Here is a 21,847-nt window from a genome sequence, read left to right as displayed (position 1 = left end):
CACCGATATTGAAGTTTGGACGTGCATATCATTTGACAACGGATTGGAGAGGTTAATTTGGCAACAGTTATAGTAGTGGATGACTCTTTATTTATGCGTTCTGTGCTTAAGGATATTCTTTTGGATTTAGGTCACGCTGTTATCGCGGAAGCAGAAAATGGTTATGATGCTGTTTTGAAATACGCACACTTTCGTCCCGATTTAATCACCATGGATATTAATATGCCTAAGATGGACGGACTTGAGGCTGTTAAAAAGATTGTAGAGCTTGATCCCCAAGCCAACATTTTGATGTGTTCTGCTTTGGGGCAGCAGGAAGCGATTATAAAAGCATTTCAGGCAGGTGCAAAAGACTTTATTGTTAAACCATTTGAGATGGAAAGGGTCGTGAATGCAGTCACAAAAATGCTGGGGAGTTAATGAATCAAGATTTTTAATACATAAATATTGAACATGTTAAAGCGAGAATTCCATGCTTATTTTTACGAATATGGAGATGAATAGGATGAGCAATCGAGTGTTGTCTCAAAAAGTATTTATAGACGAACTGATCGCTACGATCAAGAATGGAGGGCTTGTCCCTGTAAATTATGAACACCTCATCAGCGAACAAAGAGAAAGAATGGATGCTCTTAACAATGAACTTACCCTTCGTATTGAGGGACTAGAGACCGATTTGATCTCTGCTTCGACATATTCTATTCCTTTTGCCAATGGCGAAATTATGTTTCTTGCTCGTTATATTGTACTCATTGGAGATCATACCGAGGGATACTTTGTGTTCTATCGAGCAGAAGACTGTGAAAGTCCAGAGGAATATCAGTTTTTAACAAGCTCCTATCAACTTCCACATTTATTACTTGAATTATCTCTTTCTTTAAAGGAACATGGTACTAATGAGCCGCTTGATATTCTGACTTATTGGAATGGCCCTGTCTATCCGCTGAAAGATTTGAATAAAGAAGATATTAAGCTATCCACCTATGAATTTTAATTCCCTTGAGAGAGTCAAATCCCTCAGGGGATTTTTTTACATTGATAATCAAACGCATGTTCGCATATAATACAAACAAACGTTCTGATAAGGAGTGAAGGATCATGTTGGAAAAATACGTGGGGCAGATCGTGGAAATCGTGTATTTGGATCGGAAGGGCAAGCTGTCTCATCGGCGTATCGAGGTGCATCGTGTGCAGAATGGCTTGATACGAGCCACCTGTCTACAGACAGGCCAGCCACGTGTTTTTCGATTAGATCATGTATTGGCATGGCATCCGGTAACCAGAACAGCATAGGAGGGCTTACGATGGGGAAAAAGCTTGAGGGAAATGGCATATGGGAAAGCTCGCGCATGATTTTGCCTGAGCATCGGGAGGCATATTTAAGACTGATGAAGGAGCAAGGAAGGCGCGGCAAGCCAGCACTGGACGATCAGGAAATGCAGCAGATTGAACAGGCCATCGTCGTATCCTATAACGAACGGAAGCCTATTACGCTAAAAGTGTTCAACCCGTTTGATGATGAGGAGCTTCGTGGACTAGTCACGGTGATTAATACAAGTCGGCGAGAAGTGAAGCTGTCCCGTGGGGAGGAGGATTTTAGCTGGATTAAGTTGGAGGAAATTATCGAGGCGGATATATAAAAAAAGTCTGACTAAGTCGGACTTTTTTACATTTGTCCTGCCGTTTTATAATTAAGATTGTAGCTCTATGAATTCATATATAAAATAAACGGTAATTGCAAAAGGAGGAGTTCAATAATGAAAATTAGTAAAAATAATGCCGAACATTATATATGGGGAGATCAATGTGATGGTTGGCGCTTAGTGAAAAATAATGATTTGAGCATTATTCATGAGCGGATGCCCGGAAATACACATGAGGTCAGACATTATCATCATCATGCGCGCCAATTTTTCTTTATTTTATCAGGTACAGCGGTACTTGAAGTGGATGGTGAACGAATCCAATTAGGATCTCAGGAAGGGTTTGAGGTTCCTCCTATGGTGCCTCATCAAATGTTTAATGAAACGAATCAGGATGTTGAATTTTTGGTTATTTCTCAGCCTGCGAGCAGAGGTGACCGGGTTCTGACCGAATAACGTTAGTGTATAAAAATAAAACCAGCCTAGCACATGTAAATCAAGTGCCGACTGGTTTTTTATCAATAAATGTCCTTAGCATCTGCTGGGAGAGCTTTTACGTGATGGAGATAGTTCGTAACACGTTGATCGTCCAGAGTCGGATATTCGTAATCATAATAGTTCGCTACTTCCAAGGCAACTTTTCTAAATAAATTTCCCATGATCAAAAGAGACTGCCACATATGTTCATAATCTGCATCCGCAAACGTTTGGATATAGAGTGTCCAAAGTCCAGGTTCAAGGTGGTTCTCGAAATATTTTCCCTGTTTACCCGGATCTGCAGCGAAGTCTGTTCGTATACCAATATGCCATTCCAGCATCAAGTGAAGCGCATCTCTCACAGGCCGATCCAGCATAAATTTGGCATAGGGTAGCTCCTGTCGCCATAACCCTTTAGCCACATAAGTACTGACCCACCAAAACTCGTTGCAGGAATTCGCATAGACTTGGGCAGTTGGAGGTATCGTCTTATAATCTTGAAGACTTGGCGGTGGGAAAGGCTCCACAAGCCCGTCTTTATCCAGCAGCAGTACACTTAAGCTGTCTCGGGTCCAATTGGCGATGTTATTCGCAGGGTAGAGTGTAAGATCTATGCGATTGCCGTCCGTAAATAACATGAGAAAAGCAAAGCGATCGCGGGGCATCGGGGTAGGTTCCATATGCTCATCGGGCGTCTGCATAATGATCAATTCACCAAAATGGTTGATCCAGCGACGTTCCTGAATAAAGCTGTCCATGGAGGATACGAGAAAGATGATATCATAATCCTGAAAAATGTCCCGTGGAGCATGTGGATTGGCGCGAGAACCATTCAGAATCACGGCACGTACCCGCTCGTCCTCTTGAGCAAAATGGAGAATGGTATGCAGCATTTCATGTTCACTTCTCATAATGTTGTCTCCATAAGCGGAAGGATCATCAAGGAAAACAACCTCCTGTAAGTTCTTTTATCTGGGAAAAGCCTCCTATCCTTACAATAGCCTATACACAGAAGCCATTCAAACTGTGCTACCGAGGCCGTCTCCATTACCCAAAGTACACTTGACCGAATTGTATGTGTTATCCATAATGAAGCGAGGCATCAAGTACAGACCATCTTAGAGTCTAATCCTCTAATCGTCTAATACGTTTAAAGGAGTGATGATGTTTGAATACGAACAAACAAATCAAAAAGCTTATGAGAGGCAAATCGGACAAATGTGTGCTCATCACATGATTCAAGGTAATCATTAGCGGCACCATACCGGGTAGAATTTTTTTATCTAATAATGGGGATACCGCTGTATTGAGCAACCCCCCCAGGCATTTTTCTGGGAGGAAGTCCGGACAATAAAGCCTTTTTAAAAGAAATCAACATGTTGCTTCAAGAAATCCTATTACCTCAACTGGCATCCAAAGGAGAAATATCCGGAACTGGAGAGGCGTTTGAGCGCGACTTTTTTTGTCAATTCGAGTCCATGCGGCTCTTGTGTTATAAATGCAGTCCATTTAAAGAGGTTGGGAGGTATAAAGATGCCAAAAACGATATTAGTTGTAGACGACGATGAAGAAATCGTAAAACTCATCACAAAGAGTTTAAGGTATGAGCAATTTGCAATACTTTCGGCATATTCCGGGAAAGAGGCCTTATCTGCATTGGAAGAAAATCACATTGATTTCATCGTTCTTGATATAGTGATGCCTGATATGGATGGACTTGATGTCTGCAGAAGTATCCGGAATTCTTATAATGTTCCAATTCTGTTTTTGAGTGCGCGTGATAAGGACATTGATAAAATCGTCGGGCTCGAAATAGGAGCAGACGATTACATGACCAAACCTTTCAGTATTCAGGAGCTTGTCTCCAGGATAAAGGCTCACTTCAGAAAAGTGGACAGGCTTTTTAAAGAGTGGGACGAACTTAGTCCCAGTAACGAAAAGGCGGATGCTCCGCTCATTTTGAACGATAAGACGTTTGAAGCATTTCTGAATAGCAGGAAGCTCGACTTATCAACGAAGGAATTTCAGATTCTGTCTATCCTCATGCGCCACCCCAATCATGTATTGACTCGTGAGCAGATATATGAAAACGTCTGGGGAGACGAATACGGAGAAATAAATACCGTAACGGTTCATATAAAAAATATCCGTAAGAAACTTGGTCCTGAATATCACTTTATTAAAACAATATGGGGCATAGGATATAAATACACGGAAAGAGAGCAATAGTATGAAACTGAAAATAAAGCTTCCTCTTTTGTTCCTGCTGATGTTTATAATATTCATGTTTTCGATTGGAATGTATCTGAAGCTTGTCTTTGCAGTATATTCCCCTATACGCAGTTCATTGCTGGACTCGCGATATATAGCACTGCTCCTGCCCATATTTGCAATTGCCTGTTTCATATTTATTATTCTGATTATCTATATTCATTTTTGCATAGAGAAACCCATTCAGCTTCTGAATACCAGGCTTGAAGAAGTAAATATTGTACATCCACTGCCTCCGCTAGCTCTGAGAAGTAATGATGAGATCGGAGAACTTTATAAGCACTTCAATAAGATGGAGCATCGGCTTCAACTCGCGCACAAAGAGCAGATCGATATGATCGCGGCAATTGCCCACGACTTGAAAACACCCTTGACATCTATTAATGGTTTTACTGAACTGCTGGCTACACACAAGGATTTACCAGAAACTGAAAAGCAGGAATATTATGATTTGATTCAAAAGAAGTCAGGATATATGGTCGAACTCATCAATGATTTCTCCAGCTTCACCAAAGAAAAACTGGAGTTGGAATCTATGGTAGCTAAACCTGTAAAAGCATCAAAATTATTTGAAAACATTGCCCTTGAATATGAGTATGAGTTGGCGGGACTTGACAACGAGCTTACTTGCCGCCATTCATTCACGGAAAATATATTGCTGATGGTCAATGAACCGATGATACGTCGGGTTTTCGGCAACCTCTTTAGCAATGCTGTAAGATATGGAGGGAAAAATAAACTGAAAGTGTATATGACCGGATACCCGCTAGGACAGCATGCCTTTTTTCAAATCGAAGATAATGGAATTGGAGTGCCGGATAAGGATATATCTTCTCTGTTCCTCAAATTTTTCACTGTGGATAAATCGCGGCAAATCCAAAAGGGCGGGCTGGGTCTGGGTCTTGCAAGCTGTAAATCCATTATTGAACATCATAGGGGCGAAATTTGCGCCTACCCTTCCGAATATGGCGGTTTGGGGATAAGATTCAGCCTTCCCTTGGCCGCACAACACTGATTTTATTTTTGCACATTTTCTTTTACTACAGGAGTTAAAGGCTGCTGCCGGGTGTGAACACCCAGGCAGCAGCCTTTTTTGTTTTTTCAGCGGTTTATAGTTTTTTATATTCTCTTTATAAACATTTATTTTTCTTTTAAAGAAGCTTTATCTTTGTGTTGTAAAAATTACTTGTAGTAAAAAAACTACAATCACTAGAACTGGAAAAGGAGGATGTTGCAATGTCAATTGAGTTCAGCCGTTGGCCCAATCACTACATGATGTCATACCAAGTCACCAAAGCTTTGGGTATGGCAAGCCTCGGTGCTACGGACGTCACCGAGATCTACGAGGCCTGCAAAAAAATCGACCCCGATGACAAGGACACGTGGCACAGGGAATGGCTCATAACGGCTCAGGCATTGGAAAGACACGGCAAGGAGGCCGAAACGGCTGGAAACTGGTATACAGCACGAAACTGCTACATTCGTGCCTGCAATTACTACAGAATTGCGGAATATGCGGTGATGGATGATGACACCGAGAAAATCCGTGTATTTAAGAAAGTAAATGAACTCTTCGAAGCTGCCGGAAAGTACTTCGATGTCCAACCGGAGAAGATCCAAGTCGATTACGAAGATGTCAAGTTGGATGGTTACTTCTTCTCCCCTTCCTGGATAAAAGGTCCGAAGCCGACCCTTTTTGCTCTCAACGGTGGCGACGAGTGGTCAATTGAAAACTATTTCTGGCTAGGTCCCGCTTTTATTTCGTGTGGATATAACTTTCTGGTCTATGACCAGCCTGGGACCGGCCTCTCGCTGTACGAAAAGGGAAAAGGAAGACGAGCGGACAGTGAGGCTTTCCATTCTCGGGCAATCGACTTTCTTCTAACGCGGCCGGAAGTCGATCCCGATAAGATTATCGTGCACGGGGAGAGTTTTGCGGCTTACGACTCGCTGCGATTCGCTTCGTTCGATCACAGGATTGCTGCCGTCATCTCCGACGGCGGTACGCACGCCTTCGACTGGGATGCCATGCTTAAATGGATGCCGCCGAGTCTGGCCGCACACGGCATGAGAATTCTGGGGGCAAAAAGCTTGGAGGATTTTGCGGGGAATCCGCGTTTTGCCTATGATCTTGAGGGCGTGCTCCACCAGATAGAATGTCCGCTTCTTGTAATGCACGGAGCGGAAGAGATATTGGTTCAGCCAAATCCGCTGACACAAGCCTTGAAGAATTACGAGCAAGCGGGTTCGAAAAACAAGACGTTCTTCCCGATAGAGGATAGACGACTTGGCGGATTAGAACACTGTCAGGTAGACAACATCAACGTGCTGCATGAGGTAGTGCTGAATTGGCTCTGCTCAATTGGGCTTGGGCCAGCCTCGCCTCGCTTAAGCGATTGCCAGGACATCATAAAGTAGATTTATTGAAAAATTTCTGATTGAGCTTGTTCAGGAGTGTTGTACTTAGAATCCTGAATAAGCTCTCTGTTTATGGAGGAGTTGAAGGCTATGAGTATTTTATCAAAGGAAAAAAATGGCGGAACGCCCGCCATACAAATTGAGGGAGTGCACAAAAAATTTGGCGACTATATCGCATTGAACAATCTTTCGCTGGAGGTGAGCCGAGGAGAGATATTTGGATTTTTGGGACTGAATGGCGCTGGAAAGACAACGACCATAAAGATGCTCTTGGCGATGCTCAAGCCAACCTCCGGCAAGCTCTATATGTTAGGTGAAAAGGTCGATGCCGGAAACTATAAATTATGGGACAAGGTTGGATATTTGGAGGAGGCTACTTTTTATCCCGATTTAACTGTAGTTGAAAATCTTGACATAGCACGACGCATGCAAGGGGTGCCTGACAAAGATTCCGTAAATCGGGTTATCTATAAGTTGGGGCTTGAGCCGCACAAACAGAAAAAGGCAAAGAATCTTTCTTTAGGAAACAAACAGCGCCTGGGACTTGCGAAAGCAATGATTCACAATCCGGAAATTCTAATATTGGATGAGCCGATAAATGGCCTCGATCCCGCAGGCGTGGCAGAGATACGGAATATGTTATATAGCCTAGCGAAAAATTTCGGCGTAACTGTTTTTATATCCAGCCATCTGTTAGAGGAGCTCTCGAAAGTTTCCACACGCATTGGGATTATTCACAATGGCCATCTTGTTAAAGAAGTCGCAATGGATAAGCTGGAGCAATCGTTACAGAAAAACTTAGTGGTGAATGGCCGCGACAAACATGCCTTAAAGAAGGTGCTTGAAGAGCATGGATATGAATTTGAGGAGACAATAGACGGATATATTAAACTAACCGATGATCACGCAGCGGATAGTCCTGAACGACTGGCCGAACTGCTGGTTAAATCCAATCAACCGCCAACATTGCTTCGAGTGATTACAGAGGATTTGGAAGGATATTTTCTCCGCACAATTGGTATGACAAGGGGGAATATATAATGAATATTTTTTCTGTTTTATATTGTGAGATTCGCAAGATTATCCGCGCCAATGTGTTTTGGTTGGTGTTTCTTATTTTTGCATTTGGGCCAATCATGATGGGAGTCGGAATTATTTTATCCAGTGACGCCGGCGGCATCAATTGGAAAATGTATTTAACCAAATTGCTTGATAGTCTTGCCCCGCTGGGACTTATCGGGTACACCTTTATCGCGGCATGGGTATTTGGACGAGAGTTTTCGGATAAAACAATTAAAGATTTGCTTGCAAAGCCCGTTTCCAGATCGAAAATTGTACTGTCCAAATTTCTTGTAATTTTAGCATGGAGCCTATTACTTTCCGTGTATATGTTTGCCATAGGTTTTGCCGTGGGGGGTATTCTAGGAGTTGCGGGCGGGTTAGCTTCTTTTATTTGGAATATCTTCTTTAAATTCATTATAACATCGCTATTGTTTATTATTGTTACCACACCAGGCACTCTTCTGGCCAATGTGAGCAAGGGATACTTGGCACCATTAGGACTCATCCTGATAATCGTCATTCTCTCAAATGTTTTGGCCTCTTTTGGATTCGCCCCCTATTTTCCATGGACCATCCCATCGGTATTTCAAAGCACCGGGTTTTTAAAGTTGGGTAGTATAATCATTCTTGCGTCTACGGGAATAGCCGGAATAGTCGGAACATTTGCCTGGTGGAGATTTGCCGAGCAGCAATAAACGCGCTACATGCACTGAGTTGTAGATATATCAATTATGAAAAGGAACAACAATCTCTCCGCTGCTCGCACGTTCATGCTTGACGATAAACTAAGCGCTGGATTGGAGAGTGTACCACCATATCTATCAAAGCGGCCGTAAACTTTATTTTTCCCCACATTCGGTTGAGTGCACAGCGATCTTCGATTTAACGGATTCATCTTTTCAGTATATAAAACTGCCAGTGACAAAGGGCATAAATATAACGATCAGAGCAAGTTTTCGAAAATTATTGAATGCAACGGCTCGCATTATTTCATTACATTAAATTATTCCGGTATTGTTAAATTGAATAAGATCACCGTATAGAAATTATAGACGAGCGGATAGAACCCGTTCAAAAGATGAACTTTGACCCTGAGCGCGGCTATTTGTCCAACAGTGTTTAGGAGGAGGCGCTGTTTGATGGAGGAAGCCGGTCTTGCAGTGGAACTGAAAAACATGCCGAGTATACGGTTCCCGAAGAACTGCGGCTTAAATTCAAGGAGCGACCGGACCTAAAAACGGCGTTTGAAGCGTTGCCGCTCGGACGCCAGAGAGCGTATCTGCTGTATTTTTCAGAACCGAAGCAGTTCAAAACGTGCGTTTCAAGGGTTGAAAAATACACACAGCCCATTCTGGAGGGCAAAGGGTTGAACGATTAGAACGGACAAATGGATCAGATAGTCTCAAGAAATACGAAAGGCGAGGAACATCTGCCGAAGAGCAGGTGTTTTTTTGCTTAGAATTACAGAGGGAGCAGCAACCCTTAAATTATGAGGGGGGATATGATGTGTTCTTATGCTGAATCTGTTTCCGGTGTTCACCGGCATCGGGCTGATCATTCCGATAATGCCGAAATTTATTAATGAACTGGGGATTGCCGGAAGATGTGTAATGCTCCCATTGAGCCAGTCGACTTCAACGGTAAGTTGACCGACCAGCTTTTCTAGGCGCTCCTGTTTGCTTTCGTATTCCTTTCTCATCTTGTCCGCTTCACTCGTCCCTTTCTCGAACACCATAGACGCCCGGCTCAGAAACTCGGCTTTCCACCAGCTAATCATCACGGGCTCATTTCATATTTGGCGGCAATCTCGTTCACGGTCTGCTCTTCCTGCAAGACCTCCAGCACAACTTCGTCTTAAAATTTCCTGCGTATCTTTTTCGAGCATAGCGCACCTCATTTCAAGTGATTGGAATAATATAACATTATCACTTACATCATGAACAAGTCTACCGTGTTTAGGATAAAGAAATCATCGGAAGCATTGGGAAAGAAAAAGCTGTTCCCCAGTAGCTAAACCTACTCTTTGGGAACAGCCTATATTTAAATGATGTTTGTTTCCAGCATCCCTTCGAGATCTTCTTTAGTAAGATGGTAGTGTGCGTTACAAAAGTGGCAATGAGCTTCAGCTTGTCCATCGGTATGGATCATATCTTCTATTTCCTTATTCCCTAAGCTGATAATGGCATTGGTAACACGCTCTTCTGAGCAGGGACAATGAAATTGTACAGGCATGGTTTCCAGTATGTTCAGGTTGCTTTCTCCCAAAATCTGACCTAGAATCTGCTCTGGCGTAAGACCTTCCATGACCATTGCGGAGATGCTTGGAATGCTCTCAATGCGTCTCTCGATAAAACTGATAACTTCCTCCTGCGTATCTGGCATCAGCTGAATAATGAAACCTCCAGCCGCCTGAATAGAGTTATCCGGGTTAACAATAACTCCCGCTCCTACAGAAGAGGGGATTTGTTCGGATTGGACGAGATAAGATGTGAAATCCTCGCCCAGCTCACCCGATATGAGAGGGACTTGTCCAACAAACGGGTGTTTTAAGCCGATATCTTTGGATACAATGAGCGCTCCATCTGTTCCTACAGCTCTGGCGACATCTAATTTCCCTATCTGATTAAGCTCAAAATGGGTTTGTGGATTTTTTACATAACCCCTAACTTCACCTTTGGAGTTGGTGTCGACAAGAATAGTGCCGATAGGTCCGCCACCGTTAATTCTGATCGTCAGTTTATCCTCATCTTTAAGCATGGCTCCCAGCATGACGCCGACCGTCATAGAACGTCCCAATGCAGCCGATGCTGTGGGCCAGGTATAATGACGCCGTTGGGCTTCACTTACCGTTTCCGTTGTTCTCACGGCATAAGCCCGTACCTGGTTATTGTAGGCAAGAGCTTTTACTAAATAATCGTTCATGTTCATATTCCTTTCTGTTCATTAGAGTTCTTTACAAGACCATTTTTCCCTGAATCCAGTTCTCTAAAGAAGTAATTTTGTCATCATATCCTTCTTTAAAAAAGTCAGCGGATAGTGACGCGATGGTTTCTCTTTTCAGAACGGCCTTCCAGGAGGCTTCGGCTTCTTCCATCAAATTTGCCAGTAAACAACACTGATCGTCTTTCTTTAATTCAAGCATTTCGTTGTATATGCCACTGGAAGAATAAAGGGTTTGTTGTCCCTCAATCGCTAGATAAATATCAAATACCCGTATATCCTCAGGTTTTTTCTTTAATTTAAACCCGCCCTTGACACCAGGTACAGAAGTAATCAAATCGGAGCTAACCAATTTTCGTAACAGTTTATGAAAATAAGTAGGTGAAGCACCTAACTGCTGGCTAATGGCCTCCCCAGGTAAAACCGCTTTGTCCGGCAGCATCGTGAGTAGAAGAAGAGCGTAGACAGATTGTTCGACACCTGTTTTCATATGCACTAGCAATCACCTCAATATTAATAACCATGCTAATGTGGATAATCATTATCCACATATATTGCATAATAGATGAGCTTTTCATAAAAGTAAACTGTTTTTGGACAAAAACTAAAAATTTAAATCATTTGCAATTCATAACGGGACACATTATCATAATTGACGTATCAATTGATAGGTCAAATAATTAAGGCATTGAGGAAAATTCGTAAAATAATATTTTGACAGGGGGTTTATATATAATGACTACGCGTAACGTTGCACTATCTATATTAGATCTTGCACCTGTCCTTGAAGGCGGCACTCCTGCCGATTCCTTCCGCGACACGGTGGATCTTGCCCAGCATGCTGAACAATGGGGGTACCATCGGTACTGGCTAACGGAGCATCATAACATGCAGGCGGTCGCCAGTGCGGCTACGTCCGTGATCATTGGGCATGTAGCTGCATATACAAACAAGATTCGGGTCGGTTCAGGCGGTATTATGCTGGCTAACCATGCTCCGCTCATGATTGCAGAGCAGTTTGGAACGTTAGAGTCACTCTATCCGGGACGAATTGATCTGGGACTTGGCCGGGCTCCAGGTACGGACCAACCCGCGATGAGGGCACTGCGGCGAGGGCTTCACAGTACTGGGGAAGATTTCCCCGAGCAATTGAATGAGCTGCGTTCTTACCTAAATCCAGCGCTAAACGGAGCCGTTCCGGGAGTAAGAGCAATTCCTGGAGAAGGGCTGGACATTCCCATCTGGCTACTGGGATCAAGTGGATTCAGCGCACAGCTGGCAGGTCAGCTTGGGCTGCCGTTCGCGTTCGCCAGCCACTTTGCCCCGGCTCATTTGCTACAGGCTCTGGAGTTGTATCATCGCAATTTTCGGCCATCCAAAGCACTGGATAAGCCATATGTGATGGTCGGTGTTAATGTGCTTGTTGCAGATTCTGATGAGGAAGCAAAATGGCTCTTCACTTCACAAGAACAGCAGTTTCTAAATGTGCTGCGCGGGCACGGCGGAGGACTGAAGCCACCAGTGGATGACATGGAAAAGCTTTGGAGTGAGCACGAGAAGGAGATGGTTCGTGGTAATATGCTGGGGTATTCAGCCATCGGCAGTCCCGACACCGTCAAGCAAAAGATGGATTTGATAATCGACCAGACGAGAGCCAATGAGTTGATTACAACCTCTCAGGTATATGACCATCAGGCGCGCTTGCGCTCGTACGAGCTGCTAGCCAAAGTGATGCGTATAGTTGGGTAATTAGATGAGTTAAACGAATGAGGCCGTGCCAGAAAGGTTCTTATAACCGATTCTGACACGGCCTTTATTTTGTGCGTGGCAATGATCGTTTACCAAATGAATATATCCATTTTTTTAGATGGGTAAAAATTAAAATTTATTTTTGATTATTTTTGTATTACTCATTTTCAAATTAAAACAAAAGTGTTATAGTCTCCATAAACAAAGAATAACCACTGTAATAAAGCCTTTCAAAACTAAAACTAAACTTGGAGGTCTTTTTCCTATGGTACAAAGTCTGTGGATTTCTTCACAAGCATCTGAGCAGAAAAGCACGCTAGAACAGCTTGTATACCGTTCTAACCTGATTGGCACAGATAGGAGTGTGTGCAACTGGGGAGGCGGTAACACTTCGGCCAAAACGATGATACAAGATTTTCGTGGACGTGAAGTAGAAGTGATGTACGTTAAGGGCAGCGGTTCCGATCTCGCCACAATGAAAGCGCATAACTTCACAGGGCTTCGTATGGAGGATATTCGCCCTTTATTTGAAAGGGAAGATATGTCTGACGAGGATATGGTCGCATATTTGGCGAACTGTATGATAGATGCCAAGCATCCACGGGCTTCAATTGAGACGCTATTGCATGCTTTTCTGCCTTTTACACATGTCGATCATACACACCCGGACGCGATTATTAGCTTGTGCTGTGCGCACAACGGTAAGGAAATGGCTAAGGAAATTTTCGGTGACCGTTTTGTATGGGTGCCTTATATCCGTCCTGGCTTTAAGCTGTCGAAAATGATTGCCCAGGGTGTAATCGATCATCCACAAGCTGAATTGGTATTGATGGAAAAGCATGGTCTGGTTACGTGGGGAGACACATCCGAGGCGGCTTATGCGAAAACAATCGAAATCATTCAAGAAGCAGAAAGCTATATTAAAGCTCGTCAAGAGGAAAAGCAGGGGTTTGGAGGCGCAAAGTATAAAGCGCTTACTTCTGAAGAGCGCCGAAGCATTGCGTCTCAAGTTATGCCATCCGTCCGGGGTGCAGTCAGTGATGAGAAAAAGATGATCCTCACCTTTGATGACGCGGAGGATGTGTTGGAGTTTGTAAACGGCCGAGATTCTGCTCTTTTATCCCAGGTTGGGGCAGCGTGCCCGGATCATCTGGTTCATACTAAGATGAAGCCACTCTATGTAGATTGGACACCGAATGTGGAGGATGTAGAGGGCTTGAAAGTTAAGCTCACTGAGGGCATAGCGGCCTATAAGGAGCAGTACCAAGCTTATTTCGAGCGCAATCGGCATGAGGGAGATGTTATGTTTGAGGCTGCGCCACGTGTAATTTTGATTCCGGGTATTGGTATGATCAACACAGGAAAAAGCTGGAGCAACGCGCAGGTAAGCGGCGCCTTGTATCATCGTGCTATTGCTGTCATGCGAGGAGCAACGGCGTTAGGAGAGTTTGTTTCACTCAGCGAGAACGAGTCATACAACGTGGAATACTGGCCGCTGGAGCTTTATAAGCTGTCACTCGCACCAGCAGAAGCTGAATTTTCCCGTAAAATTGCGTTCATTACAGGCGGGGCAGGCGGGATTGGCAGTGCAACCGCACGTCGCTTGGTGGATGAAGGTGCACATGTCGTACTGGCAGATCTGAATCTGGAAGGCGCGCAAAAGGTAGCCGCTGAGATAAATAGCAGCTACGGAGAAAACCGTGCCATCGCCGTAAAAATGGATGTGACGCAGGAGGAGCAAATTCAGGCCGCCTATGCAGAAACGGCATTGACCTATGGCGGTGTAGATATCATCGTCAACAATGCAGGGCTTGCTACATCCAGTCCGTTCGATGAAACATCGTTAAAGGAATGGAATTTAAATGTGAATGTGCTGGGAACGGGTTATTTTTTGGTTGCACGAGAAGCGTTCAAGCTCATGAAGGAGCAGACACTTGGCGGCAGCATGGTGTTCGTCGGCTCCAAAAACTCGATCTACGCAGGTAAAAATGTAACGGCCTACAGCTCGGTCAAGGCGCTGGAAGCGCACTTAGCCCGTTGTATTGCCGCAGAAGGTGGTGAATATGGTATCCGTGTGAACACCATTTTGCCGGATGCCATTCTGCAAGGCTCAGCAATTTGGAACTCCAATTGGCGCAACGAGCGCGCTGCCGCCTACGGCATTGAGCCCGACCAACTGGAGGAGCATTACCGCAAACGGACGACGCTGCTGGTCAACATTTACCCACAGGATATCGCCGAGGGCATTGCCTTTTTCGCCTCATCCAAAGCGGAGAAAACGACAGGCTGTATGCTGACCATCGACGGTGGCGTCCCTGCAGCATTTACACGCTAGTCGAATTAAAATGAACCTATGTAAGCGATATGACGATAGTTTCGAAGGGTTGTAAAACACCTTGACAAACACGTAAATAAGTAATAATGCTTATTTACGTGTTTGCATCCTTTTATATACACACTAACACTTTAAAATAGAAGTGACTTTATGGGTGATCAGCAGCGAAGCGGCCTCCCCCCATAACTCACTTCATTTTCCAAGGAGGAACCACGATGAGTGACAAAGCGTACGCTTTATTCGAGGAGCAACAGCAACAACGGGGCATTGATCTGGAGCAAGTAAAGTCAAAGTTGAAAGCGCTTAGTATAGAAACACCTTCTTGGGGATATGGCGACTCGGGTACCCGGTTTAAAGTCTTTCAGAAAACGGGCGTGCCCCGTGATCCGTTTGAAAAGTTGGAGGATGCCGCGCAGGTTCATGCTGTGACAGGCTTATGTCCATCCGTTGCGATCCACATTCCGTGGGATACAGTAGACAATTACGGCAAGCTTCGCAGTCATGCCGAAAGCCTCGGTTTGCGGATTGGGGCCGTGAATCCCAATTTGTTTCAAGACGAGGACTACATGCTCGGCAGTGTCACCAATGTAGACCCGGCCATCCGCCGCAAGGCCATCGACCATTTGCTGGAATGCGTGGATATTGCGAAGGAGACGGGCTCTAACGATTTTAGCTTATGGTTCGCAGACGGAACGAATTATCCCGGTCAGGGGGATATTCGCAAACGGAAAAATTGGATGCTGGAAGCGCTCAGTGAAATGTATAAGGCGCTCACACCTGACATGCGCATGCTGATTGAATACAAAGCGTTCGAGCCGGCCTTTTATCATACAGATATTGCCGATTGGGGCATGGCGTACAATTTTGCAACCAAGCTGGGACCGCAGGCACAGGTACTGGTGGATACAGGGCATCATTTGCCGGGAGCCAACGTGGAGCATATTGTTGCGTTTTTAATTGATGAGAAGCGATTAGGTGGTTTTCATTTTAATAGCTACAAATATGCGGATGATGACCTGATTGTAGGTTCCGCCAATCCGTATGAGTTATTTTTGATCTTTTATCAAATTTTAAATGCCGCTCAGGATGTAGAAGCTGATATCCGCCAAACCGTGGACAAAATCGCATACTTAATTGATCAGTCACACAATATTGAACAAAAAATTCCGGCCATGATTCGCTCGGTGCTAAATGTGCAGACTCAATATGCGAAGGCGCTCCTGATCAATCATGCAGAAGTGGAGGAAGCGGCGAGCCGCCAGGATGTGCTGGGTGCGGAGGATGCTGTACGTCAAGCGTTTGAGTTTGATGTAGCACCATTGCTCAAAGTGATCCGTGAAGAGCAGGGATTACCTGCAGACCCGATGAAGGCCTACTTAGCGTCTAATTACGGCACGCAGATTTTACAAAGAGGCAAGGGTGGTGCAAGCTGGTGAGTATCCTCGCTTATGATTTGGGGGCAAGCAGTGGCAGGGTTCTACTCGGAGAATTGACAGATTCACGTATAGTGGTGGAGGAAATCCATCGCTTTTCGAATGATCCGGTCAAGGTTGGGGAACGTCTGCACTGGGATCTGTTGCGTCTGTATCACGAGGTTCAGCAAGGATTGCTCAAAGCCAAGCATATGGGAGTGAATCCGTCCAGTCTTGCGATTGACTCCTGGGCAGTCGATTTTGGATTGATTGGGGAAACCGGGGAACTGCTGGGCAACCCTTATCATTACCGGGATTGGCACACCCATGGGGTGATGGAAGAAATACAGGGACGGCTGGGGAAAGAGTCCATTTTTCAGCGTACAGGCATTCAGTTTTTGACGTTTAACACGATTTATCAGCTGGCTGCTATGCGAAATGCGAGTTCACCGTTGCTGGAGCAGGCAAAGCATTTCTTAATGATTCCAGATCTGCTTCGGTATTTCCTGACAGGTGAAATGTACAATGAGTTTTCGAATGCGACCAGCACGCAATTATATAATCCGTTGCAGCAAAAATGGGATGAAGAGCTTTTGTCTGGAATCAATATCCCTCGTTCCTGGTTTGGAGAGGTCCTAGAGCCAGGAAATGTTGCAGGAACGATCCGTTCCTCGGTCATGACCGATCTGGGCATCGGAGCGATTCCTGTGATTGCAGTAGCAGAGCACGATACAGGATCTGCTGTGGCTGCCGTACCTGCGCTGGAGCGCTCGTTTGCGTACTTGAGCTGCGGAACATGGTCCCTGATGGGAACGGAAACGGCACAGCCTGTAATCAATGACGATACGCTTCGTTTTAATTTTACGAACGAAGGTGGGGTCGGTCGAACTTACAGGCTGCTTAAAAACATTATGGGCTTGTGGATTTTACAGGAGGCGCGCAGAGAATGGGAGCGGCAGGGATACTCCTATTCCTTCCCCGAACTGGTTCATATGGCAGAACAGGCTCCAGCATTCACTTCTTTGATTGACCCGGACGATGAACTGTTTCTGCACGCCGGGGATATGAAAACACGTATTCGCCAATATTGCCGCAACACCGGGCAGCCATTGCCCGAGACGCCGGGAGAAATCATGCGCTGTGTTTTGGAGAGTCTGGCGTTAAAGTACCGTTACATTTTGGAGCTTACGGAGCAGGTGTCAGGACAACGGTTTAATGGTTTGCATATGGTCGGAGGAGGGATTCAAAATCGCTTGCTGTGCCAATGGACAGCCAATTCGATTCAAAAACCAGTGTGGGCGGGACCTGCAGAAGCGAGCGCAATCGGCAATCTTGCGGTACAATGGATGACACAGGGAAAGTTCGCCGATATATGGGAAGCACGCCGGGTCATCGCGGATTCTATTTCCGTGGAGGAATATGAACCTGCCGAGTCAGAAGCGTGGGAGGATGCCTACGGGCAATTCCGGCGGGTGGCGGGACTTTTTGTACATTAAAGATGTGGAGTGAGATTGCCATGCTGGTCGCAGAAAGATATGAGATGATTGTGCAGCTCGTTAATGAAAAAGGAAGCATACGGGTGTCCGAATTGAGTGAGTTGTGCAAAGTAACGGAGGAAACGATCCGCCGTGATCTGGACCGCCTGGAGCAGGCGGGACGACTGCGCCGTTCGCATGGGGGAGCGGTCAGTGTCAAAAACGAGCAGCCTGAAACGCCCTATGCGGTACGGGAAATTATGAACGCAGAGGAAAAGCGTAGGATTGCCGAGGAAGCGGTCAAGCAGATTCAGCCGAATGATCGTATTTTGCTGGATGCCAGCACAACCGCCTGGTATATGGCGTCAAGTTTACCGGATATTCCTTTGACAATATTAACAAATTCAATTCGGGTAGCTACAGAGCTGGCGGGTAAGGAAAAAATCGAGGTTATTTCGACAGGGGGGCAGTTGCTTCAACGCTCGCTGTCATTTGTAGGCCCGCTCGCAGAGCGTTCACTAGAAACCTATTATGTGGATAAATTGTTTTTCTCCAGCCAGGGGGTTCATCTGGATCGCGGTATTAGCGAATCGAATGAACTACAAGCTCGTTTGAAGCAGAAAATGGTCAGCATTGCAGACCGTGTGATTTTACTGGCGGATGCGAGCAAATTTGGGCAGCAGGCGTTTACGCATGTCGTGAACCTGTCGCAAGTGTCCGAGATCATTACAGATTCACGGTTGTCGGACCCGATTCGCAGTCAACTTGCGGAGCTGGCTATTCCAGTTACGGTTGTGTGAATTTAAAAATGCCTAGGTGGAGGGTGTCGCTCCGCGTTTCATTTGCTCTTACGATCGCTGTTGCAGTGGGATTCTTTGATGATATAAAAAACTTATAAGTGAGAATCCCACTGCAAGCTTCTAAATTATCACTTCCCCGGATTTTTAGCATTGAGTAAAAAATCTGGGGGCAACAGCGATGGGAAGCACCATCCGACTGCGCATTGGCACCAAAGGTAACTTTTCAGTTATAAAGTAATAGCAATTCCATGGACGGAAGGGGTGTTCCGTATGAAGGTATCTTTATTTATTACCTGCCTGAGTGATGCGATTTATCCCAAGGTGGGGGAAGCGATGGCACGCTTGCTTGCCAGATATGGTGTTCAGCTGGATTTTCCGAAGGTGCAGACATGCTGCGGACAGCCGTCCTATAACAGCGGCTATTGGGATGAAACGAGGGTTGCGGCCAAAACGATTTTGAAAGCGTTTAACGACAGCGATTTTGTTGTATCTCCTTCCGGCTCTTGCACATATATGATTCATCATTACCCGGAGTTGTTTAAGGATGAGCCCGAGTGGCTCGATTCGGCACGGAGGCTGGAGCAAAAGACGTACGAGTTTACGCAATTTATGGTGCAGGTGCTTGGCGTGACCGATGTGGGCGCGTCTTTTCCGCATACGGTAACCTACCATCCGTCTTGCCATGGCACACGTTTGCTCGGCGTGAAGGAGGAACCGATGAAGCTGCTTGGCAGTGTAAAGGGGCTGCAATTAGTACCACTTCCCTTTGCTGAGGACTGCTGTGGCTTTGGCGGGACTTTCGCGGTGAAAATGCCGGATATTTCGGGAGCGATGGTGACTGAAAAAGTGGACCACATCAGGGAGACCGAAGCCGAGGTACTGGTCGGACTAGATATGGCCTGCTTGATGAACATTGCCGGAAATCTCCGGTATCGGGAGGAACCAGTTCGGGTCATGCATCTGGCTGAGCTGCTGTACGAAGGGGTGAAGCGCGCATGACCGTCGTACACTCACATTCCATGAACCAAAAGGTCAAAAAACGCGCAGAGCTGGCCCTTAATGATGATTTTCTGCGGAATGCAGTTCGTTTCACTACAGAGCGGCTGCGCAACGGTAAGCGGGTGGCCTCAGAACAGCACGGAAATTGGGAGGAATGGCGTGAGCGCGGGCGCCAAATTCGTCTTCATACCATTGCCCATCTGGACTATTACTTAAATCTATTTGTAGAAAATGCCCGCGCCAACGGGGTGCATATCCATTTTGCCGACACAGCAGCCGATGCCGTACGTATTACATTGGATATTGCTGCGCATAGCCAAGCTCGTTCCGTCGTCAAATCCAAGTCGATGGTGTCGGAGGAGTTACATTTGAATCAGGCGCTGGAGGGTGCGGATATCGAGACGATTGAAAGTGACCTCGGTGAATATATTATTCAACTGGCAGGAGAGCCCCCGTCTCATATCGTCATTCCGGCGATTCACAAAAACCGTTATCAGATTGCCGAACTGTTATCCAAAGAAGCAGGGGAGAAACTGTCCGCGGATACGACGATTTTGGCAGGCTTTGTACGCAAAAAGCTACGCGAAAAGTTTCTGGAAGCGGATATTGGAATGACTGGGTGTAATTTTGCCATCGCCGAGACAGGCTCCATGGTCCTGTTTGAAAATGAAGGCAACGCACGAATGGTATCCACTTTGCCCAAAACGCAAATTACGCTGATGGGCATGGAACGGATTATTCCATCTTGGACGGATTTGGAGGTCATGGCTACATTACTGCCACGATCTGCTACCGGACAGAAGCTGACCATGTACATGTCCGGTATTTCAGGCCCTCGGCGCAGCCAAGATGCCGATGGGCCTGACGAAATGCACATCATCATCGTAGATAACGGACGTTCACTACAGCTAGGCAATCCAGAGTTCCAAGAGCTGCTGAATTGCATTCGCTGTGGGGCTTGCCTGAATGCCTGTCCGGTGTACCGACACATTGGCGGGCACGCGTATGGAGGGACATATAGTGGCCCTATCGGTGCAGTGCTTACGCCTGCCCTTCATGGCAACATCGAAGAGTGGAACGATATTGCGAGTGCATCCAGTCTGTGTGGTGCGTGTTATGAAGCCTGTCCGGTCAAAATACCGCTGCATGATATGCTGGTATATTTGCGTAGACGTAAGGTAGAGGCGGGACAAGGAGATAAGCTGGAAACAGTAGGAATGAAAGGTTTTGCGACCGTGGTTTCCAGCTCGAAGCGATTCGCAGCGGCGATTCGGCTAGGGCAGATTGCTCAGAAAGCGGTCGTTCGTAAGGGCGAAATTACCCTAAAGCTGGGCCCCCTAAAGGGATGGAATACGTACCGTGTGGCTCCCTCTTTGGCGAAAAAATCCTTCCGTCAGCAATGGAACACGCTGGAGCATAAGCTGGAGCAGGAACGCAATGTGATGCAGCCGGATGTTCTCAGTCGAATGGAGAAGATTTTGGCAGATAGAAGTAAAGGAGGGACGCAGCATGAGTGAACAGAGTAATCCTTCTGCGCAAGCAAAAGCGGCCCATGAAACGTGGCTTCATCAAATGGAAGCAGAATCCCGTGCCAAGCAGGTACGCTTTATGGACGACATCGCGACGCGGCTCAAGCGTCCACGACAAACGGAACCGCCAGTTCAGCCGTTTCGCGGGGCACCTGCATTTTGGCACGAATTCGAATGGAGCGCGGAGCGGCGCATCGAGGAGTTCACCGCCAACTTTACAAGTGTTGGCGGGCATGTCGTGCGTCTGCCGGATTTGGAGCAGACCGCAGACTGGATCGCGCTCAAAGCGCGAGAGCTGGGAGCGGCCTATATCGTCCGGCAGAATGAGCCGGATCTGGATGCGCTCCAGCTGGAATCGGCGCTGCCGGAAGTCCGTTTATCGGTGTGGAACACCGATCCAGTCGAGGACTGGAAGGCCCGCGCTGCCGAGGCGGATATTGGCATCGTCATCGCCGACGAAGCGGCTGCTTACACCGGTTCGGTAGCGGTGCTATCCTCGCCGGAGAAAGGCCGTGCGGTAAGCCTTTTGCCAACCGCACTGATCATTCTTTTGCCAGTAGAGCGCTTGCGAACACGACTGGGCGAGATTCTAAGCCGCTTTGACGAAATCGGGCGTGAGAAACTGCCCGCAGGCATTCATTTTATTACTGGGCCGAGCCGCTCGTCGGATATTGAAAATGATTTGACGATTGGTGTCCATGGACCCGGCATCGTCTATACGTTGTTAGTGGGCTAGC

The 21,847-nt window shown here is 46.2% G+C and carries 22 protein-coding genes and 1 pseudogene; 19 read left to right on the top strand and 4 right to left on the bottom strand.

Annotation, left to right across the window (positions count from 1 at the left end; translation table 11 throughout):
- Positions 1-57: 57 nt before the first annotated feature.
- From G9G54_RS00190 to G9G54_RS00170, 5 genes are all read left to right on the top strand, one after another.
- Positions 58-420 (top strand): response regulator, encoded by a 363-nt coding sequence (locus G9G54_RS00190; RefSeq protein ID WP_023988407.1) that lies wholly within the window; start codon positions 58-60, stop codon positions 418-420.
- 85 nt (positions 421-505) lie between these two features.
- Positions 506-994 (top strand): hypothetical protein, encoded by a 489-nt coding sequence (locus tag G9G54_RS00185; RefSeq protein ID WP_165175423.1) that lies wholly within the window; start codon positions 506-508, stop codon positions 992-994.
- A gap of 104 nt (positions 995-1,098) precedes the next feature.
- Entirely contained in the window at positions 1,099-1,293 is a 195-nt protein-coding gene (locus G9G54_RS00180) for a hypothetical protein (protein ID WP_013310131.1), read from the top strand.
- An 11-nt stretch (positions 1,294-1,304) separates the two neighbouring features.
- A complete protein-coding gene (locus G9G54_RS00175; RefSeq protein WP_165175421.1) occupies positions 1,305-1,640 on the top strand; it encodes a YolD-like family protein in 336 nt (111 codons plus the stop codon).
- A 117-nt stretch (positions 1,641-1,757) separates the two neighbouring features.
- A complete protein-coding gene (locus tag G9G54_RS00170; RefSeq protein ID WP_165175419.1) occupies positions 1,758-2,099 on the top strand; it encodes a cupin domain-containing protein in 342 nt (113 codons plus the stop codon).
- A 62-nt stretch (positions 2,100-2,161) separates the two neighbouring features.
- On the opposite strand, the gene G9G54_RS00165 is transcribed toward G9G54_RS00170, so the two are convergent.
- Positions 2,162-3,031, bottom strand: coding sequence for an aminoglycoside 6-adenylyltransferase (locus G9G54_RS00165; RefSeq protein ID WP_165175418.1), 870 nt, complete (start codon positions 3,029-3,031; stop codon positions 2,162-2,164).
- Between the two features lie 622 nt (positions 3,032-3,653).
- On the opposite strand from G9G54_RS00165, the gene G9G54_RS00160 reads away from it, so the two are divergent.
- From G9G54_RS00160 to G9G54_RS00135, 6 genes and pseudogenes are all read left to right on the top strand, one after another.
- Positions 3,654-4,349, top strand: a complete 696-nt coding sequence (locus tag G9G54_RS00160) for a response regulator transcription factor (protein WP_165175417.1) — start codon at positions 3,654-3,656, stop codon at positions 4,347-4,349.
- Between the two features lies 1 nt (position 4,350).
- On the top strand, positions 4,351-5,406 hold the full coding sequence (locus tag G9G54_RS26110) for a HAMP domain-containing sensor histidine kinase (protein WP_165175415.1): 1,056 nt from the start codon (positions 4,351-4,353) through the stop codon (positions 5,404-5,406).
- A gap of 221 nt (positions 5,407-5,627) precedes the next feature.
- A complete protein-coding gene (locus G9G54_RS00150) occupies positions 5,628-6,809 on the top strand; it encodes an alpha/beta hydrolase family protein (RefSeq protein WP_069291825.1) in 1,182 nt (393 codons plus the stop codon).
- 90 nt (positions 6,810-6,899) lie between these two features.
- Positions 6,900-7,850 carry an ABC transporter ATP-binding protein gene (locus G9G54_RS00145; protein WP_165175413.1) on the top strand — a complete coding sequence of 317 codons (951 nt, stop codon included), beginning with the start codon at positions 6,900-6,902 and terminating at the stop codon, positions 7,848-7,850.
- Positions 7,850-8,566 carry an ABC transporter permease gene (locus tag G9G54_RS00140; RefSeq protein ID WP_165175411.1) on the top strand — a complete coding sequence of 239 codons (717 nt, stop codon included), beginning with the start codon at positions 7,850-7,852 and terminating at the stop codon, positions 8,564-8,566. Before G9G54_RS00145 ends, G9G54_RS00140 begins: the two co-directional genes overlap by 1 nt.
- A 444-nt stretch (positions 8,567-9,010) precedes the next feature.
- Positions 9,011-9,249, top strand: a pseudogene (locus G9G54_RS00135) (YdeI/OmpD-associated family protein); the annotation flags it as partial.
- A gap of 24 nt (positions 9,250-9,273) precedes the next feature.
- Here the strand turns inward: G9G54_RS00135 and G9G54_RS26105 are convergent.
- The 3 genes from G9G54_RS26105 to G9G54_RS00120 form a co-directional block, all read right to left on the bottom strand.
- The gene (locus G9G54_RS26105) at positions 9,274-9,648 is read right to left on the bottom strand and encodes a hypothetical protein (protein WP_342355958.1); all 375 of its coding nucleotides are present in this window, start codon (positions 9,646-9,648) and stop codon (positions 9,274-9,276) included.
- A gap of 263 nt (positions 9,649-9,911) precedes the next feature.
- Positions 9,912-10,793, bottom strand: coding sequence for an Hsp33 family molecular chaperone HslO (hslO, locus tag G9G54_RS00125; protein WP_039275256.1), 882 nt, complete (start codon positions 10,791-10,793; stop codon positions 9,912-9,914).
- 31 nt (positions 10,794-10,824) lie between these two features.
- Positions 10,825-11,301, bottom strand: a complete 477-nt coding sequence (locus G9G54_RS00120; RefSeq protein WP_185156264.1) for an RrF2 family transcriptional regulator — start codon at positions 11,299-11,301, stop codon at positions 10,825-10,827.
- 245 nt (positions 11,302-11,546) lie between these two features.
- Here G9G54_RS00120 and G9G54_RS00115 point away from each other — a divergent pair, with 245 nt between their 5' ends.
- The 8 genes from G9G54_RS00115 (at position 11,547) to G9G54_RS00080 (ending at position 21,846) form a co-directional block, all read left to right on the top strand.
- Positions 11,547-12,560 (top strand): LLM class flavin-dependent oxidoreductase, encoded by a 1,014-nt coding sequence (locus tag G9G54_RS00115; RefSeq protein WP_165175407.1) that lies wholly within the window; start codon positions 11,547-11,549, stop codon positions 12,558-12,560.
- A gap of 265 nt (positions 12,561-12,825) precedes the next feature.
- Positions 12,826-14,895 (top strand): bifunctional aldolase/short-chain dehydrogenase, encoded by a 2,070-nt coding sequence (locus G9G54_RS00110; RefSeq protein ID WP_165175405.1) that lies wholly within the window; start codon positions 12,826-12,828, stop codon positions 14,893-14,895.
- A 215-nt stretch (positions 14,896-15,110) separates the two neighbouring features.
- The gene (gene rhaI, locus G9G54_RS00105) at positions 15,111-16,331 is read left to right on the top strand and encodes an L-rhamnose isomerase (protein WP_165175403.1); all 1,221 of its coding nucleotides are present in this window, start codon (positions 15,111-15,113) and stop codon (positions 16,329-16,331) included.
- The gene (rhaB, locus tag G9G54_RS00100) at positions 16,328-17,803 is read left to right on the top strand and encodes a rhamnulokinase (protein WP_165175401.1); all 1,476 of its coding nucleotides are present in this window, start codon (positions 16,328-16,330) and stop codon (positions 17,801-17,803) included. Before rhaI ends, rhaB begins: the two co-directional genes overlap by 4 nt.
- Before the next feature lie 20 nt (positions 17,804-17,823).
- Positions 17,824-18,582 carry a DeoR/GlpR family DNA-binding transcription regulator gene (locus G9G54_RS00095; RefSeq protein ID WP_023988422.1) on the top strand — a complete coding sequence of 253 codons (759 nt, stop codon included), beginning with the start codon at positions 17,824-17,826 and terminating at the stop codon, positions 18,580-18,582.
- Positions 18,583-18,852: 270 nt separating this feature from the next.
- On the top strand, positions 18,853-19,581 hold the full coding sequence (locus G9G54_RS00090) for a (Fe-S)-binding protein (RefSeq protein WP_165175399.1): 729 nt from the start codon (positions 18,853-18,855) through the stop codon (positions 19,579-19,581).
- Positions 19,578-21,098 (top strand): LutB/LldF family L-lactate oxidation iron-sulfur protein, encoded by a 1,521-nt coding sequence (locus G9G54_RS00085; RefSeq protein WP_165175397.1) that lies wholly within the window; start codon positions 19,578-19,580, stop codon positions 21,096-21,098. The genes G9G54_RS00090 and G9G54_RS00085 overlap by 4 nt, the downstream gene beginning before the upstream one ends.
- Positions 21,091-21,846: a LutC/YkgG family protein gene (locus G9G54_RS00080; RefSeq protein ID WP_165175395.1), complete on the top strand. Its 756-nt coding sequence runs from the start codon at positions 21,091-21,093 to the stop codon at positions 21,844-21,846. The genes G9G54_RS00085 and G9G54_RS00080 overlap by 8 nt, the downstream gene beginning before the upstream one ends.
- The last annotated feature ends 1 nt before the right edge of the window (position 21,847 follow it).

Origin of the sequence: Paenibacillus sp. EKM212P, from assembly GCF_011066115.1 — a bacterium.
Taxonomy (GTDB): domain Bacteria; phylum Bacillota; class Bacilli; order Paenibacillales; family Paenibacillaceae; genus Paenibacillus; species Paenibacillus polymyxa_B.
This window is presented reverse-complemented; position numbering and strand designations above follow the sequence as displayed.